This is a genomic window from Flavobacterium nitrogenifigens, assembly GCF_003254565.1.
Classification (GTDB): domain Bacteria; phylum Bacteroidota; class Bacteroidia; order Flavobacteriales; family Flavobacteriaceae; genus Flavobacterium; species Flavobacterium nitrogenifigens.
On record NZ_QJRI01000167.1, the window covers coordinates 1 to 19,831 of the forward strand.

At 34.8% G+C, this 19,831-nt stretch carries 10 protein-coding genes; all 10 read left to right on the forward strand.

What is annotated here, in order from left to right; translation table 11 throughout:
* Window positions 1-3,826 (forward strand): T9SS type B sorting domain-containing protein (locus tag DM397_RS05785; protein WP_162615467.1); only part of this gene is annotated, 3,826 nt, incomplete at its 5' end.
* A 47-nt stretch (window positions 3,827-3,873) separates the two neighbouring features.
* A complete protein-coding gene (locus tag DM397_RS05790) occupies window positions 3,874-4,785 on the forward strand; it encodes a PorP/SprF family type IX secretion system membrane protein (protein ID WP_111376629.1) in 912 nt (303 codons plus the stop codon).
* Between the two features lie 8 nt (window positions 4,786-4,793).
* A complete protein-coding gene (locus tag DM397_RS05795) occupies window positions 4,794-6,806 on the forward strand; it encodes an OmpA family protein (protein WP_111376630.1) in 2,013 nt (670 codons plus the stop codon).
* Window positions 6,807-7,296: 490 nt separating this feature from the next.
* A complete protein-coding gene (locus tag DM397_RS05800; RefSeq protein ID WP_111364849.1) occupies window positions 7,297-7,722 on the forward strand; it encodes a CBS domain-containing protein in 426 nt (141 codons plus the stop codon).
* Window positions 7,723-7,876: 154 nt separating this feature from the next.
* Complete coding sequence (locus tag DM397_RS05805) at window positions 7,877-10,168, forward strand: NADP-dependent malic enzyme (protein ID WP_111376631.1); 2,292 nt, start codon at window positions 7,877-7,879, stop codon at window positions 10,166-10,168.
* A 78-nt stretch (window positions 10,169-10,246) separates the two neighbouring features.
* Window positions 10,247-10,828, forward strand: a complete 582-nt coding sequence (gene ruvA, locus DM397_RS05810; RefSeq protein WP_111376632.1) for a Holliday junction branch migration protein RuvA — start codon at window positions 10,247-10,249, stop codon at window positions 10,826-10,828.
* 25 nt (window positions 10,829-10,853) lie between these two features.
* Window positions 10,854-18,110, forward strand: coding sequence for a T9SS outer membrane translocon Sov/SprA (gene sov, locus DM397_RS05815; RefSeq protein WP_111376633.1), 7,257 nt, complete (start codon window positions 10,854-10,856; stop codon window positions 18,108-18,110).
* 86 nt (window positions 18,111-18,196) lie between these two features.
* Window positions 18,197-18,577, forward strand: coding sequence for a glycine cleavage system protein GcvH (gcvH, locus tag DM397_RS05820; protein ID WP_111376634.1), 381 nt, complete (start codon window positions 18,197-18,199; stop codon window positions 18,575-18,577).
* Complete coding sequence (locus DM397_RS05825; RefSeq protein WP_111376635.1) at window positions 18,570-18,953, forward strand: VanZ family protein; 384 nt, start codon at window positions 18,570-18,572, stop codon at window positions 18,951-18,953. Before gcvH ends, DM397_RS05825 begins: the two co-directional genes overlap by 8 nt.
* A 115-nt stretch (window positions 18,954-19,068) precedes the next feature.
* Window positions 19,069-19,812, forward strand: a complete 744-nt coding sequence (gene deoC / locus DM397_RS05830; protein WP_111376636.1) for a deoxyribose-phosphate aldolase — start codon at window positions 19,069-19,071, stop codon at window positions 19,810-19,812.
* Window positions 19,813-19,831 lie beyond the last annotated feature (19 nt).

Genomic DNA, 19,831 nt, shown 5'->3' on the forward strand with positions numbered 1-19,831 from the left:
TAATTGCGCGGGAACAGTGACTGGAACAACGGCAGATCCATTGGCATACAATGCTCAGGGAACTTATATGATTAACTGGACTTTTAATGACGGAAATGGAAATGTAGAAACAGCAGTCCAAAAAGTGATCATTAAAGACACTCAAAAGCCATCAATCACTTGTCCGTTGGCAGTTTCAGTTTCGGCAGATGCGAATTCATGTGCTGTGACAGGTGTTGTTTTAGGTACTCCAACGGTATCAGACAACTGTATGGGAACGGTTGCTGTAACGAATGATGCGCCATCAAGTTTCCCAATCGGGGATACAACAGTGACTTGGACAGCAAAAGATGGAGCAGGAAATATAGAGACTTGCACACAGATTGTTAAAGTAATAGGTGCCATTATTGCAAATGATGATAATGTTTCTTCATCAAATGGAGTATCTGGAGGAATTGTCATCGCTAACATTCTTGATAATGATGTTTTAAATTGTAATAAAGTAAATAGAGGAGATATTGATATTACGGTAAATAGTACTGTGCCTTCAGTATTAATTTTCAATACTGTAAATGGTGCTGTTTCAGTAAAACCGAATACGCCAACAGGTATTTATACTTTTGATTATTCGATTTGTGAAATTGCTAATAGTAAAAATTGCAATACAGCTACAGTTAAAGTTGAAATTGTAAATGATTTAATTGCGGTTAAAGATGATTTCGGAACAAAATCTTCAGGATCAACATCAGCAATTCTCGGAAATGTAAAATCAAACGATACTTTAGACGGAGCATTTGTTACTTCTGGCAATACAGTTGTGACTGTTGGCAGCGACGGACCATTAAGCGTTGATGCAAATGGAGATGTGACTCTAGCGGCAAACACGCCAAGTGGAATCTACAGCATTACATACGAAATCTGTGAGAAAGATGCTAGTCCATCAAACTGTAAGACAGCAATTGCAGAAGTTAAAGTTGCAAATACAATAGACGCAGTACCAGATGCTATTACTCCAATTAATGGAAACATTGGAGAAACAACAGTATCTCTAATTGGAAACGATACATTAAACGGAAACCAAGCCGTAATTGGAACTAATTCGGGAGAAGTAACAATAAATATTGTTGGCACTTTACCATCGGGATTAGCATTAAATGCAAATGGAACGATTACGGTAGCTCCAAATACACCAAAAGGAAATTATAATGTAGAATATGTAATATGTGAAGTAGGTGCAGCTCCTGCAAACTGCGATTTAGTAACTATTACTGTACCAGTAACAGCAGGAAACCTTGTGGCAAACGAAGACATAATTCCGTCAGTTTTAGGATCGAATGTTCCTCAGACATTAGGCAAAAACGTTTTTGACAATGACACAAAAAATGCTCAGCCGTTAAATCCGTCAGATGTTACGCTGAAAACCACAGCGGCAGATCCAAAAGGATATCTGACTGTAGATGCAGACGGAAATATTGTTTTAGGAGCTAATCCTCCAGCAGGAGATTATGAACTGACTTATGAAATCTGCGAGAAATTAAATCTGGACAACTGCAGTTCAAATACAGTGAAGGTAACAGTTGGTACGCCAGTAATCGATGCAGTTGAAGATGTGATAGCTTCAATAAACGGAAATATTGGAGGAACAACAATTTCATTAATTGCGAATGACAAATTAAACGGAAATCCAATCACAGTTGGAACAGCAGCCGGAGAAGTTAAGTTTGAAATCGTCGGAACACTTCCGTCAGGGCTTACTTTAAATTCAGATTATACAATTACAGTTGCGCCAAACACGCCAGCCGCAGATTATAATGTAGAATATAAAATCTGTGAAAATACGAATCCAACAAATTGTGATTCGGTAATTACAGTAGTGAAAGTTACAGGAGGAAATCTTGTAGCAAACGAAGATCTAGTGCCATCAGCAGTTGGAGTAAACGTTCCGCAGAAAGTAATCAATGTTTTTGAAAATGATACTAAAGATGGAAATAAATTAGTGCCATCAGATGTAGATCTTAAAGTAACTCAAGCTGATCCAAAAGGATATTTAACTGTAGATGCAGACGGAAATGTTGTATTAGCACCTAATGCACCTGCAGGAGAGTATGAATTGACATACACAATATGCGAAAAATTAAATCCGAATAACTGTAATTCAAATACTGTAAAAGTTACCGTAGCAGAACCAAAAATGACAGTAGTTGCAAATAGCTATTGTTCAAACAATGTTCCTTATGTTAACTATACAGTTACACCGGACAATTTCACGACAAATAACCTATTAACGGTTAAATGGATTGACAGCAACAACAATGTTGTGGCAACTCAGACCAATCTGCCATTAAGCGGAAATATTTTATGGCCAGGAGCAGAGATTGACAGCAACCAAAATGGAACAGATTGGCCAGGATGGATTTTAAATAACGGAATATGGGCAGAAGGAGCAGACGGATTTGAAGCTACCAGAAATGGAGTGAAAATGGAATTTTCATTAAATCCAACTGTAACAGTTTCTGTTGCTTATCCGTCAGCAACGCCAGATTGTAATGCACGTCCAACATTCAGTATAAAAGCAAATAATGACGAGGCTGGACCAGTAAATGCAAAGAAAGGGGCAAATGCTAACATTAATATTTTTGAAAATGATTTATTAAATGGAGCAAAATTAAAGGCCTCAGATGTTATTTTATCAGTTCCAGTTCTACATCCAAATATTTCATTGAATGCAGACGGTTCAATCAACATTGCTGTAAATACCGCAGATGGAGTTTACGAATTGACTTATCAGATTTGCGAAGCTGCAAATGCATCAAATTGTAGTCAGGCAGTGATTAAGATTACCGTTGACAATGTTGTGGATCCAACTCCGCCAACAGAGAATAAAATTACTCTGAACAATGATAATGATGTTAGTGCCGACGGTATTAATGGTTCGTTAGAAATTGTAAATGTTTTGGATAATGATTTGATAAACGGACAGCCAATAAATCCTGCAGATGTTATAATTAAGCCTATAACAGAAAGCCCATATTTTGAATGGAATGCTGACGGAACGGTAAATGTTAAGCCAAATACGCCAGGAGGAAATTATCCGTTGACTTATCAGGTTTGCGAAAAAGCTAATGGTACAAATTGCTCAACAGCCGTATTAAATGTTTTTGTTGAAGTGCCAGCTATTTCGGTTATCAAAACAGCAGTTTTCAATGACGAAAATAAGAGCGGTTTCGCAAATGCAGGAGAAACAATTACGTACAAATTTACAGTAACCAATACAGGAAATGTGCCTCTTGTTGGAATCACAATAAACGATCCATTGCCAGGAGTGGTAGTTTCTGGACAAGCAATTAATTTGGGAGTGAATGAATCTAACGAGACTAATTTCACGGCGGTTTACAAAATCACTCAAGAAGATATTAATCGAGGAAGTGTGAGTAATCAGGCAACTGTAAAAGGAAGTAGTGTAAGAGGAGTTGTTGTCGAAGATCAGTCAGACGATGCAAGCAATAGCGGAGACAGTCCAACAGTTTTAGACTTAAACGGATGTTCTATTAAAGTAATGAATGCTTTCTCTCCAAATGGAGACAGCAAGAATGCAAGATTCTATATAAGAGGAATTGAATGTTACCCAGATAACACAGTTGAAATTTATAACCGTTGGGGAGTTTTGGTTTTCAGTATAGATCAATACAACAATAACGATCGAGTTTTTGAAGGATATTCTAACGGGCGTTCTACAATTAAACAAACAGATGGTCTTCCGGTTGGAACGTATTTCTATGTCTTAAAATACAAAGACAGTGCTCAAAAGTCTCACCAAGAATCTGGTTACTTATACCTTAATAAATAAAATGGAATACGGCTTAGTTAACTCTAAGCCGTTCTAAAACTTCATAAATGAAAAAATTAATTTTAGTTTTTATGTTTTTTTCGATTGTGTCAAATGCGCAGCAAGACGCGCAGTACACACAATATATGTACAACACAATCGAAGTCAATCCAGCGTATGCAGGTTCAAGAGGAGCTTTAAGCATTTTTGGTTTATATCGTACACAATGGGTTGGACTAGATGGTGCGCCAGAAACCAGCACATTTTCTGTTAATACGCCTTTAAAAAATAGCGATTTAGGACTTGGAGTTTCTTTGGTAAATGATAAAATTGGGCCAACTGTAGAAAATACTTTATCGGCAGATTTGTCTTATACGATTCCGACTTCAGAATCTTGGAATTTATCTTTTGGTATAAAAGGAACAGCCAATCTTTTCAATATTGATATTAACAAATTAAGCTACGAAGATCAGGATGATCCACAGTTTCAGAATTTAAAAAATAAATTTTCGCCAAATGTCGGAGCTGGAATTTATTATCATTCAGATAGAGCTTACATCGGATTATCGGTTCCTAATTTTATAGAAACAAATCGTTATGATTCAGACGACGTGGCTATTTTCAAAGATAAAATCAATTATTATTTAATAGCAGGTTATGTATTTAATCTGGATCGTTTAGAATACATAAAATTCAAACCAGCCTTAATGACAAAAATGGTAGAAGGAGCACCTTTGCAAGTTGATGTTTCAGGAAATTTCATGTTCAATGATAAATTCGTTTTAGGACTTGCTTATCGTTGGAGTGCATCTGTGAGTGCAATGGCAGGATTTCAAGTAACAAAAGGAATGTACATCGGTTATGGCTACGATCATGAAACGACACAATTAAGAAAATACAATTCTGGATCGCATGAGATTTTCCTAAGATTCGAATTCTTCAATAATTACAATAAAATGATATCCCCAAGATTCTTTTAATACAACCTATGAAAGCTATAAAATTAATTTTGATCTTTTTACTGTCTAGTTTTATTTCAACTGTGAAGGCACAAAATCCATTCACAAACATGAATATAAAATATGCAGATAAAAAATACGAAGAGTACGCTTACGCGGATGCAATAAAAGTTTACGAGAGTTTGGTAACTGAGCAGACTACCGACCAAGGAATAATTCAGCGTTTGGCAAATTCATATTATTTTAATGGAGAATTAAAAAACGCATTAAAATGGTATGAGCAATTATTTGTAATAAATGAAAATCAAGATGCTGAATATTTATATCGATATGCACAATCATTAAAATCAGTTGGAGATTATAGAAAGTCTGATGAGATTTTGCAGAAATTCAATCAAAAGGCAACGGCAGAAAAAAGAGCAGACTTAATCAGAAATGAGAAAAACTACTTAGAAGATATTAAAGAAAACTCAGGCCGATTTCAAATTGCAGACGCTGGTGTCAATTCTAGATATTCAGATTACGGAAGTGTTGTTTACAACAATAAAATTGTTTTTACTTCTGCGCGTGATACAGGCGGAGTGGTGAAAGCCAATTTTCAATGGACAAACAGATCGTTCTCTAGATTGTATACAGCAGATTTAATGCCAGATGGAAGTGTTGGAAAACCAGAGCTTTTAGTAAAAAGAAAAAGAGATAATTTCAATGAGTCAAGTCCGATTTTTACAAAAGACGGTCGCACGATGTATTTTACCCGAAATAATTTTACAGACGGTAAAAGACGTGGCAACGATAAAAACGTAACGCTTTTGAAACTATACAAAGCAGAGCTTATCGATAACACATGGCAGAATGTAAAAGAACTTCCATTCAATAGTGATCAATACAGCACGGCGCATCCAGCTTTAAGTGTTGATGAGAAAACATTGTATTTTGCATCAGATATGCCAGGAACGTTGGGTCAGTCTGATATTTTTAAAGTTGCAATTAATGAAGATGGAACTTTCGGAACACCAGAAAATCTAGGGCCTGCTATCAATACTGAAGCAAGAGAAACTTTCCCTTTCATTTCTGGAGATAATGAATTGTATTTTGCTTCTGACGGACGTCCAGGTTTAGGCGGTCTGGATATTTTTGCTTCAAGAATAAAAGCAAACGGGAGTTATGATGACGTTTTAAATGTTGGTGAACCGGTAAATAGCAAACAAGACGATTTTGCTTTTAGCATTGATAGTAAAACCAGAAGTGGCTATTTTTCTTCAAACAGAGAAAACGGACTCGGTTTGGATGACATTTACAGATTTACAGAAACCAGAAGATTAATCTGCGAGCAAAACTTATCAGGAACAGTTACCGATGCAGAAACAAATGAGATATTAGCCAATACTTCTTTGACTTTGTTTAATGAAAAATTTGATCCAGTTGGAACAATCACTACGGACGAAAAAGGGAACTACATTTTTCCTGACTTAAGATGTGGTAAAAAATACACCATTAGAACGGCTAAAAACGAGTATAATGCCAAAGAAGTAGCGGTAACAATCCTGAAAGAAAAAGGAGAAACTACTCAAATGATTGCATTAAATAAAGTATTTAAGCCTCTCACAGCAAAAACTGTAGCGATCAAAAAAACGACAATCAGTCCAGTAAAAGTGGGTTCTATAAGAGTAGGAGTAGATATTGCAAAACTGCTAAATCTGCCTATGAATTTCTTTGATTTGGGTAAAGCAACTATCAAGAAAACTTCAGAACCGCAATTAATGAAAGTGGTTAATCTTTTAAACGAATATCCGACAATGAAATTAGATATTCGTTCGCATACCGATAGCCGTTCTTCTTCAGAAAGCAATCAGATTCTTTCAGAAAAAAGAGCACAATCAACCAAAAAATGGTTAATTCAAAAAGGAATTAGCGAAGACAGATTAACTGCAAAAGGTTATGGCGAAACGCAATTAGTAAACAAATGTGCAGATGGAGTACAATGTACAGAAAAACAGCATATGCAAAATAGACGAAGCGAATTTATTATTGTATCAATATAAAATAACCTTCATTAAAATCTAAAACCCCTTTTCTAAATTTTAGAAAAGGGGTTTTGTTTAGAAATAGTTCCTACGGGACAATGGTTTGGGGTGTGATTAATTTTTTTTCTATCGACCAGCCACTCCTAGCGGAGTGGGTTTCGAATTATATATAATGTGTAAAAAAAACACTCCGCTAGGAGTGGCTGGTCGGTAGAACGCAAATGTTTATCCGTAATCATAATGTCCTGTAGGGATATTTCATCGGTTAATAAAAATCAATTAATAAATATGTAATTTATAATTTATTGTCTGTGCATCAGAACGTTAAAAAATCTAAATTTTCTCAAAAAACAATTCTAAACAAATTCATTCTTTACACTATAATTTTGAAAATCTAATTTTTTGTGTATTATATTTAAAATGAATTGGTTATGGTTTTAAAAAATCGATTTCGCTGTAGATTGTGTTTGTTTTTGTTTTAACTTTATAATCCTAAAAAATTTTCATTATGACTGTAGATCAAATACTTAAAGCAAAAGGAAGAAATGTTTATTCTATTTTCTCCAATTTAACGGTTTATGATGCGTTAAAAGTGATGGGAGAAAAAAACATTGGGGCAATTTTAGTTATGGATGATAATATTTTAAAAGGGATATTGTCTGAAAGAGATTATGCTAGGAAAATTGTACTGAAAGATAAATCTTCAAAAGAAACTTTTGTTCATGAGATTATGGAAAGTCATGTTTTTACAGTAAAACTTTCAGATAATCTTGAAGATTGTATGGAACTTATGAGCGAAAAAAGAATAAGACACCTGCCTGTTTTGGAAGACGGAAATGTGGTTGGAGTCATTTCTATAAGCGATGTAGTGAAGGCAATTATAGAAATTCAGAAAGACACAATCAACCATTTGAATTCTTATATTTCTCAATAAAGCACACCTAAAAACGATAAAAATTCAAACGAGTCCAATTTCTATTGGACTTTTTCTATTTATTCGAATAAATTTTAGGAAAAGAAAACGCTAAAAAGACGCCATTTTAAAACAAGACTTATATCTTTGTAAGCTAGAATAAAAGCTAAAAACAATGAACAAAGAGAGTAAAAGAAGAGAAGCGTTACTGTATCACGCAGAACCAACTCCAGGAAAAATTCAGGTAGTTCCAACAAAAAAATATGCAACCCAGAGAGATTTATCATTGGCCTATTCGCCAGGAGTTGCAGAACCATGTTTAGAAATCGCAGCAAACAAAGAAGACGTTTATAAATATACAGCAAAAGGAAATTTAGTAGCCGTAATTTCAAACGGTACAGCTGTTTTAGGACTTGGAAATATTGGCCCAGAAGCAGGAAAACCTGTAATGGAAGGAAAAGGTTTATTGTTTAAAATTTTCTCAGACATTGATGTTTTTGATATCGAAATTGATACAGAAAATGTTGAAGAATTCATTCAGACTGTAAAAAATATTGCTCCAACTTTTGGAGGTATTAATCTTGAAGATATCAAAGCTCCGGAATCTTTTGAAATAGAAAGAAGATTGATCGAAGAATTGGATATTCCGGTAATGCACGACGACCAGCACGGAACAGCAATTATCTCTTCTGCAGCTTTAATCAATGCGCTTGAATTGGCAGGAAAAAAAGCTGAAGACGTTAAAATGGTAGTTTCTGGTGCGGGATCTGCTGCAATTGCTTGTACCGATTTATATGTTTCACTTGGAGTAAAAGTAGAAAACATTTTAATGTACAACAGTAAAGGACTTTTAACAAAAGATAATCCATCTTTATCAAATTTACAATTAAAGTATGCTATTGATGGAGCTAAAATTCCTTTGGACGAAGCCGTAAAAGGTGCTGATGTTTTCATCGGATTATCTTCTGGAGATATTCTTTCGCCAGAAATGTTATTGACAATGGCTAATAACCCGATTGTTTTTGCAATGGCAAATCCAAATCCGGAAATCGATTATAATTTGGCTGTAGAAACTCGTAAAGATGTTATTATGGCTACGGGACGTTCAGATTTTCCTAATCAGGTAAATAACGTATTAGGTTTCCCTTATATCTTTAGAGGAGCACTAGACGTAAGAGCGACAAAAATCAACGAAGAAATGAAAATGGCGGCTGTAAAAGCCCTAGCTATTTTGGCAAAAGAACCAGTTCCAGAACAAGTAAATGTGGCGTATGGCGCAACAAAACTTGGTTTCGGACAAGAATATATCATTCCTAAACCATTCGATCCTAGATTGATTACCGTTGTAGCGCCTGCAGTTGCAAAAGCAGCAATGGAATCTGGAGTAGCAAAAAATCCTATTACAGATTGGGCAGCTTATGAAGATCATCTTCGTGAGCGTATGGGTAATGATAACAAAATGGTACGTTTGATTACAAACCGTGCAAAATTAGATCCGAAGAAAATTGTTTTTGCTGAAGCAGATCAATTAAACGTTTTAAAAGCAGCTCAAATTGTTTACGAAGACGGAATCGGATTCCCAATTTTATTAGGAAACAAAGAAGTGATTTTGGAATTGAAACAAGAATTAGGTTTCGATGCTGATCTTGAAATCATTGATCCTAAAACAGATGAAGAAGCTGAAAGACGTAACAGATTTGCAAAATCATTCTGGGAAGCAAGAGGAAGAAGAGGTGTTTCTAAACTAGATGCTGAAAAATTCATGCGCGAAAGAAACTATTTTGCAGCCATGATGGTTAACGAAGGAGAGGCTGATGCAGTAGTTACAGGGCATTCTAGAAGTTATCCTACTGTTGTGAAACCAATGATGCAGTTAATTCCAAAAGCTCAAAACGCTTCACTTATTGCTACTGCAAACATGATGCTTACATCTCGCGGACCAATGTTCTTGTCAGATACCGCAATCAACATTAATCCATCTGCGCAAGATTTGATTAATATTGCTATTATGACGGCAAAAACAGCAAGAATGTTCGGAATTGAGCCAGTTATTGCAATGGTTTCGTTCTCAAATTTTGGTTCTTCAACTAGCGAGAGCGCATCAAAAGTTAGAGAAGCTGTTGCTTATTTACACAAAAATCACCCAGAATTAATTGTTGATGGAGAAATTCAAGCAGATTTTGCTTTAAATCCAGAAATGCTTCAGGAAAAATTTCCTTTCTCTAAATTAGCAGGGAAAAAAGTAAATACATTGGTTTTCCCTAATTTAGAATCAGCGAATATCACGTATAAATTATTAAAAGAATTGTACAAAGTGAACTCAATTGGACCTATCATGATGGGTATGGGTAAACCAGTTCACATTTTCCAATTAGGCGCTAGCGTTGAAGAGATGGTTAATATGGCAGCAATCGCTGTTATTGATGCACAGGAAAAAGAAAGCAAAAAGAATAAAATAACACAATAAACGTTCTTACAAGGATTGAACAAATTTGTCGTAGTTTTATGGCATTTTTGTTATATTTGATACTAATAAACTATATTTATGATAGCACAGTTGCAGGGGAGATTAGTAGAAAAGAATCCTACAGAGGTTGTAATTGATTGTGGAGGAGTTGGTTATCAGGTGAATATATCACTTCATACCTTCTCTTTAATTCCAAATTCTGAAAATATAAAATTGTATACGCATCTTCAAATTAAAGAAGATGCGCATACTTTATATGGTTTTGTTGAAAAATCAGAACGTGAAATTTTTAGAATGTTGATTTCTGTTTCAGGAATCGGAGCAGGAATTGCAAGAACAATGCTTTCGTCTATAGAGCCAAAGCAAATTATCAATGCCATTGCATCTGGAGATGTAGGCATAATCCAGTCTATCAAAGGAATTGGAAACAAAACAGCACAAAGGGTTATATTAGATTTAAAGGAAAAAGTTGTTAAATTGTATAATATTGATGAAGTTTTTGCTGTTCAAAACAATAGAAACCGAGATGAAGCGTTATCTGCTCTAGAAGTTCTAGGTTTTGTACGAAAAGCTTCTGAAAAAGTAGTAGACAAAATCGTAAAAGAAGATCCAGAAGCTACTGCTGAAACAATTATCAAAAAGGCTTTAAAAAGCTTATAATTTTCATTTTATATAAAAGAATTCTATGCGTAAAATTTGTATTTTGTTGCTAGTATTACTCTGCGGTAATGTTTTGCGCGCACAGGTTACGCCAGTAACTCAAGATACAACTAAAACTCAATTTTCAGTAGGCAAGATAGATCTCGAAGATCCTCCAAGTGTACTTTCAGCATATAAGTACGATCCTGTTACAGATCGTTATATTTACACCACTTCGGTAGATGGTTTTTCTATCAATTACCCTTTAATCTTAACTCCAAAAGAATACGAAGATTTAGTTCTAAAAGAATCCCGAAGAGATTATTTTAGAAAAAAATCGGATGCTATTGATGGCAAAAAGGCTGGAGCGGAAGCAGCCAAAAAAGATTTATTGCCAAGATATTACATCAACTCGAGTTTATTCGAAAGTATTTTTGGAAGCAATACCATAGATGTAAAGCCCACAGGATCAGTAGAAATGGACTTGGGGTTGCGTTATACTAAACAAGACAATCCATCATTTTCACCAAGAAACAGATCTTCTCTAACTTTTGATTTTGATCAAAGAATCAGTATGAGTTTGATGGGGAAAATTGGAACCCGTCTTGAAGTAAATGCTAATTACGATACGCAATCAACATTTGCTTTTCAGAATTTATTTAAACTGGCCTACACACCTTCAGAAGACGATATCGTTCAGAAAGTTGAGGTAGGTAATGTTAGTATGCCTTTAAACAGTACGCTTATTCGTGGTGCGCAAAGTTTATTTGGGGTAAAAGCACAGCTGCAATTTGGTAAGACAACGGTTACGGGAGTTTTCTCAGAACAAAAGTCTCAAACCAAAAGTATAGTCGCAGAAGGTGGAGGAACTGTCCAAAACTTTGATTTATTTGCTTTAGATTACGATAATGACCGACATTTCTTCTTATCGCAATACTTTAGAAATAAGTATGATGCTTCATTAAAAAATTATCCATTAATAGATAGCCGCGTTCAGGTTACAAGGATTGAAGTTTGGGTAACCAATAAGCAGAATAGAATAACAACAGGAAATAATAACTTAAGAAATATTATTGCGCTTCAGGATTTAGGAGAAGGCCAGGTTTCTGGTGTGCCAGACAACCAAGTGGTTGTAATTACAGACCCAACAGGTTTCTTTAATAATCCTATTGACTCTCCAACTGACAACACGAATAATAAATATGATCCAGGAGCAATAGGAAAACCTGGAAGTTATTTAAATTCAAATATTAGAGAAATTGTAACAGCAAAATCAGGATTTAATAATGCCAATGTATATGAAGGTACAGATTATTCTGTTCTCGAAAATGCAAGAAAATTAACTACACAAGAATATACTTTTAATCCGCAGTTAGGTTATATCTCGTTACAGCAGCGTTTGGCTAATGACGAAATTTTGGCAGTTGCATTTGAATATACGGTCGGAGGAAAAGTATATCAAGTTGGAGAATTTGGAAGTGATGGTGTAGATGGAACTGTAGTTACAGGAAATAATAATGGAAATCAGGCGATCGTAACACAGAGTTTGGTACTGAAAATGCTGAAAAGCAGTTTGACAAATGTGCAGAATCCAGTTTGGAACTTGATGATGAAAAACGTGTATCAAATTCCGCAGGCTTATCAAATCAAACAAGAAGATTTCAGACTTAACATTCTTTACACAGATCCTTCGCCAATCAATTATATAACACCAGTTCAAGGAACTCTTTTTCCAGATGATGATCCTGTAAATCCTGATCCAAACAATTATTATATTACAAAGAAACCATTGTTAAATGTTTTTAACTTAGATCAGTTAAATTATAACAATGATCCACAAAAAGGTGGAGATGGTTTCTTTGATTATGTTCCTGGAGTTACTGTAGATGTGCAGAATGCACGAATTATTTTCACCACCAAAGAACCTTTTGGAGAACTTTTGTTTAAAAAATTAAATACAGGCTCTGGAGAAAATTATAATGATCCAACTACATATAACCCTAACCAGAAGAAATATGTATTTAGAAATATGTATAAGAATACTCAGGCGGGTGCTTTACAGGATAGTGATAAAAACAAATTCTTATTAAGAGGAAAATATAAATCTTCGGGTAGCAATGGCATTCCTATTGGGGCTTTCAATGTGCCACAGGGATCTGTAGTTGTAACCGCTGCAGGAAGAGTTTTAGTAGAAGGTATAGATTATAGCGTAGATTATCAATTAGGAAGAGTGCAAATATTAGATCCGTCACTTCAAGCTTCTAATACTCCGATTGAAGTTTCATTAGAAAACAATTCAATCTTTGGGCAGCAGACAAGAAGGTTCATGGGATTCAATATTGAACATAAAATCTCTGAAAAGTTTGTTGTGGGAGGGACTTTCTTAAAAATGACAGAACGTCCTTTTACTCAAAAATCAAGCTATGGACAAGAATCTGTAAACAATACCATTTTCGGTTTTAATGGAAATTACTCAACAGAAGTTCCATTTTTAACAAGATTAGCCAATAAGTTACCAAATATAGATACAGATGTTCCTTCTAATCTTTCGATTCGTGGGGAAGTTGCATTCTTAAAGCCAGATGCTCCAAAAGCAAGTGATTTTGAAGGTGAGGCTACTATTTATATCGACGATTTTGAAGGTACTCAGACTACTATCGATATGAGATCTGCTTATGCATGGAGTTTGGCTTCAACACCATTTATTAATTCTGATGCAGATAATACTTTTAATGCCAATTCAAATACATTAGAGTATGGCTATAAACGTGCAAAATTGTCTTGGTATACTATTGATCCTATTTTCTATACTTCAAAACCATCTGGAATTTCAAATGATGATTTATCTTTAAATACAACAAGAAGGATTTATAGTAAAGAGCTTTATCCAAATACAGATATTGCGCAAGGGCAGATTCAGGTGATTAATACTTTGGATTTAACCTATTATCCATCAGATAGAGGGCCATATAATAATAACCCTGATTTTACTTTGGGTAGTCCATCAGCTAATTTTGGTGGAATTATGCGTGCACTAAATTCTACTAACTTTGAGCAGGGTAATGTCGAATATATTCAATTTTGGGTATTGGATCCTTATGTTGGTAATGGACAAGCGCAAGGTACTAACAGCGGAAAAATTTATTTCAATTTAGGTGAAGTTTCTGAAGACGTTTTAAAAGACGGAAGAAAACAATATGAAAATGGTTTAGGTCCAGATCAGGTTATGGTAAATCCACGACCAATTTGGGGAGACGTTCCTGCATCGCAATCCTTAATTTATGCATTTGACACCAATCCAGATAATCGTAAGAATCAGGATGTCGGGTTAGACGGTTTGCCAGATGCAAAAGAAGGATCGATTTATAATAATTATGCAGGAGAGCCAGATCCCGCGGCAGATAATTATACTTATTTCTTAAATACAGAAGGAGACGTTTTACAGCGTTATAAAAAATACAATGGAACAGAAGGAAACTCAGCTGTAAGTGTTGATGATCCAAACCGTGGTTCTACAACTCTTCCAGATGTTGAAGATATCAATCGTGACAATACCATGAGTACAATCAATGCATATTATGAATATAGTATTGATGTACGACCAGGCATGCAGGTTGGAGAAAATTATATCACAGATATTAGAGACGTTCAAAATGTAGAACTTCCAAATGGAGGTTCAACCAATGCAAGATGGATTCAGTTTAAAATTCCGGTTTCTAAACCTCAAAACACTATTGGGAATATTACCGATTTTAGATCGATTCGTTTCATGCGTATGTTTATGACAGGATTTAACGAACAGATGACAGTTCGTTTCGGAGCTTTAGATTTAGTTAGAGGAGAATGGAGAAAGTACACAGGAACACTAGATGCAAATGATACCAATCCTGATGATGACGGAACTCAGTTTGATGTCGCAGCAGTAAATATTCAAGAAAACGGTACAAAATGTCCAGTGAATTATGTTATTCCGCCAGGAGTTCAAAGAGAGCAATTGTACAATAACAATACAATCATTAATCAAAATGAACAATCTTTAGCGGTTCGAATTGGAGGTTCAGGATTAGAATATCAAGATTCACGAGCAGTTTTCAAAAATGTAAGTGTTGATATGCGTCAGTACAAAAAACTGAAAATGTTCCTTCACGCTGAATCACTTCCTAATGAAACTCAGCTTTTAGATGACGAAATGATTGGATTTATTCGTTTTGGTAACGATTTTACACAAAACTTTTATCAAGTTGAGATTCCATTAAAAGTAACAAGAACAGGCGGATCATGTACTATCAGTCCAGATCAGGTTTGGATGGACGAAAATAGTATTGATGTCGCTTTAGAGTTGTTGACGCGAATGAAAATCTTAGCAATGAAGATTGATCCTAATGATCCAATTAGGGATGTTAATGGAATTTATTATCCAGACCGAGATCCATCTGTCGAAGGAGGTGACCAAGACAGTAAATTAACTTTAGGTATTAAAGGAAATCCGAATTTCGGTTTAGTTCGAAATCTGATGGTCGGAGTAAAAAGTGCGGCAAACCATAAAGATATTATGGGGGAAGTTTGGTTTAACGAACTTCGTATGTCTGATTTGGAAAACAAAGGAGGTATGGCTGCATTATTGAATGTAGATACCAATATGGCCGATTTAATGACATTATCTGCTTCGGGTAAAAAGAGTACGATTGGGTTTGGTTCTCTTGAGCAGGGCGCCAACGAGAGAGATCGTGAAGATATTCAGCAGTACAACATTGTTACCAATATAAATTTAGGAAAACTGTTGCCTCCAAAATGGGGTATTAATCTTCCGTTTAATTATGCAATCGGAGAAGAAGTTATTACGCCAGAATATGATCCGTTTAATCAGGATATCAAGTTAGATCAATTGATTAAAGAAACTACAGATCCGGCAGAAAAAGAAAATATTAGAACACGTGCGGTTGATTATACTAAGCGTAAAAGCATCAACTTTATTGGAGTAAGAAAAGATAGAGCGCCAGAGAAGAAACCTCATGTTTATGATGTAGAAAATTTTACTTTTTCTCAATCATACAATCAGGTAGAAAGACATGATTATGAAGTTGAAAATTATAATGATGAGCAGTCTAATACTGCTGTGAACTATGCGTATACTTTCCAGCCAAAAGAGGTAGTGCCATTTAAGGAAACCCAATTCATGAAAAAAAGTGATTATTGGAAAATGCTGAGCGACTTTAACTTTAATTATCTTCCTTCAAATGTTTCGTTTAATACTAACATTTTAAGACAAAGTAACCGTCAGCAGTACAGACAAGTTGAAAACGTTGAAGGTATTGGACTTGACCCGCTTTATAGAAGAAATTTTGCATTTAATTATCAGTATGGTTTTGGATTTAATTTAACAAAATCATTAAAGCTAAATTATACGGCAGCGTCTAATAATATTGTTAGAAATTTCTTGAATGACGACAATACACCAAAAGCAGATTTTAATATTTGGGATGATTATTTTGATATTGGTATTCCAAATCAGCATTTACAGCAATTGGTTCTGAATTACGATATTCCAATTAATAAAATTCCAATATTTAGTTTTGTAAAAGCGACTTATTCGTATACAGCCGATTACAACTGGCAAAGATCATCAACTGCTATGTCTCAGTATATTGATGAAAATGGAACGCCTTGGGATTTAGGGAATACGGTACAAAATGCCAATTCAAATACGTTTTCAACAACGTTGAATATGAATACGCTGTATAAATATTTAGGCCTGACACCAGGTTCAAAACCTGCGAAAGTAAAACCAGCAGCACCGCCAAAACCAGGTGAGAAAATTGTAAATACGGCTAAACCTGTTACAAGCAGTAGTCCTTTTTATGATGGCTTGATTGGAGTGTTGACAAGTATTAAAAACGTTCAGATAAACTATACCAAAAACAGCGGAACAGTTTTGCCAGGTTATATTCCTGGTGTAGGTTTCTTTGGTACTTCTAAGCCTTCTTTAGGATTCGTATTTGGTAGTCAAGACGATGTACGTTATGAAGCGGCTAAAAACGGATGGCTGACCAGCTATCAGAATTTTAACCAAAACTTTACACAGGTAAGCAACAAACTTTTGAAAATAACAGCAAACATAGATTTACTTCCAGATTTAAAAATTGATTTGGCTATGGACCGTGCTTATTCTGAAAATTCATCAGAGCAGTATACGGTTAGAGATTCTATCGGAGGGTTGTATTATAAGCCTTTGTCTCCATATACTTATGGAATGTTTTCTATTTCGACGGTATTGATTAAGACTGCTTTTTCAACCAGTACAGAAACTCAGTCGTCTGCATTTGATGATTTTAGAAATAACCGTTTGGTTATTGCAAATCGTTTGGCAGAAGATCATTACGGGCCAGGAGCAGCGATTCCTAGATATGATGCGAGTACATTGCCTCCAGAAAATCCAAATGCGCCTTTGGAGGATCTTTCAAATCCAAAAAATAGTGAGCGTATAATAATCCAGTCAAACGATGGCTATCCAGTGGGTTATAGTAAAAGCAATCAAGCGGTTTTACTTCCTTCATTTATGGCAGCTTATACAGGTGCAGATGCTTCAAAGAGCTCAACAGGCATTTTTAGAAGTTTTCCTATCCCGAACTGGAGTGTGAAGTATAATGGTTTAATGCGTTATAAATATTTTAAAGATCATTTTAGACGTTTTTCATTGCAGCACAATTATAGAGCATCTTATACGATCAGTCAGTTTAGGTCTAATTTTGATTATTATGAAAATCCAGATGGGAAGGATGTAAACTCAAACTTCTTCAATAAAACGATTATGTCTAATGTTAACTTAGTGGAACAGTTTAGTCCGCTTCTTAGAGTTGATTTTGAGCTGAAAAATTCGTTCCGTTTATTGACAGAGGTTAAAAAAGATCGTGCTTTGTCTATGAGTTTTGATAATAATTTGTTGACAGAAGTTAGAGGAGTAGAATATGTTGTAGGAGTAGGATATCGTTTTAAAGATGTAATCATTTCGTCTAGATTAGCAGATAATCCAACTGGAATTATTAAAAGCGATATCAATATAAAAGCTGATTTTTCATATAGAAATAACGAAACTCTGGTTCGCTATTTAGATTACGATAATAATCAGCTGGCAGCAGGACAGAATATCTGGACGTTGAAATTGACAGCAGATTATGCTTTCAGTAAAAACTTAACAGCCATATTCTATTATGATCATTCGTTCTCAAAAGCAGTTATTTCGACTTCTTTCCCTTTAACGAATATCAGATCAGGTTTCACACTTCGTTATAATTTCGGAAATTAAATTTGAGTTTATAAACTAGATTTTATTAGAAGATTATTACATTTGTGGCTTAAATTTTAAACAATCAATTTTCAAACACAACTATTATGAGCATACCAGCAAATTTAAAGTACACAAAAGATCACGAATGGGTTAGCATCGAAGGAGATGTTGCAACAGTAGGAATTACTCATTTTGCACAAAAAGAGTTAGGAGATATCGTGTATGTTGAAGTAGAAACTTTAGATCAGACACTTGATAAAGATGAGGTTTTTGGAACAGTTGAGGCTGTAAAAACAGTTTCTGATTTATTCTTACCATTATCAGGAGAAATCATCGCTTTCAATGATGATTTAGAAAGTGCTCCTGAAACAGTAAATTCAGATCCTTATGGAGCTGGATGGATGATTAAAATAAAAATTGCTGATGCATCAGAAATCGATTCTTTATTATCTGATCAAGCTTATAAAGATTTAATCGGTGCCTAAACAATTCTTATTAATTTGGGCAATTATTTGCTCGGGAATCATTGCTTATTTTTGTCTGACAGATTCGAGTAATATACCAGCGGTTAATTTTCCAAGTATTGATAAAATTGTCCATTTCTGTTTTCATTTTGGATTTACCATTTCGTGGATTTTATTTTTCAAAAAAGAATTAAAAGGAAAAGATGCAGATGACTATAAAGCCTATTTGGTTTCTTTTATATTTTCTGTCTTTTTTGGAATTACAATCGAAATTCTTCAAAGTGCTCTTACAGTTACAAGGGCTTCAGATGTTACAGATGTTTTAGCTAATGCTCTTGGAGCGGTTGTGGCAGTTTTCTCAGCAATAGGATTTAAAAAGCAAATCGATAAAATATAATTTTAAAAACCCACTTCGGTGGGTTTTTTATTACAAGAAAATCAAGCACTTAAAAAGCTATGTTTTTTCAATATAAAATGTACTTTTGTGCTGGTTTTCTGCAACTTCTATCAAAATGAATGTAAAGCAATATTTGGACTCTACGTATTTAAAAACTGCATCGCAAGCTGGTCTTTCGGAGGCAGAAAATACTATTGTTGTCAAAAATGCAATTGCTGAAGCAATTCAGGAAGGATTTAAGTTGATCATGATTCGCCCAGAATATGTTGCCTTGGCAAAAGAGATGATTGTAGAAGCCAATTCTGTTTTGTTAGTTGGAACCGTAATCGATTTTCCAGAAGGAAAGTCAAGTCTGGAAGATAAGATTAAAGAAGCAAATGAAGCCATTGCCAATGGAGCTGATGATTTAGATTTTGTCTGTAACTATGAAGCATTCAAAAATGGCGATCTTGATTTGGTTAAAAAAGAAATCCTGATCGGAACACAGATAGGTTTAGCAAACGATAAGACCGTAAAATGGATTATCGAAGTTGCGGCTTTAACAGATAAAGAAATTATTCAATTATCTGCCTTAATAAAACATGTTGTAGTCTCTAATTTTAAAGAAGATGATTTTGAATCTGTTTTTGTAAAATCTTCTACTGGTTTTTACAAAACAGAAAATGACCTTCCAAATGGAGCAACTATTCCATCAATAATTATGATGCTAGAAAATGCTTCGCCTCTTTCAATAAAAGCAGCGGGCGGAGTCCGTTCATTTGAAGAAGCAGCAGAAATGATTCGTTTAGGAGTAAAACGAATCGGAACTTCGGCTGCAAAAGCAATTGCCAACGGAGAAATTTCCCCAAATCAATATTAAATAAATACCCAAATTTTAA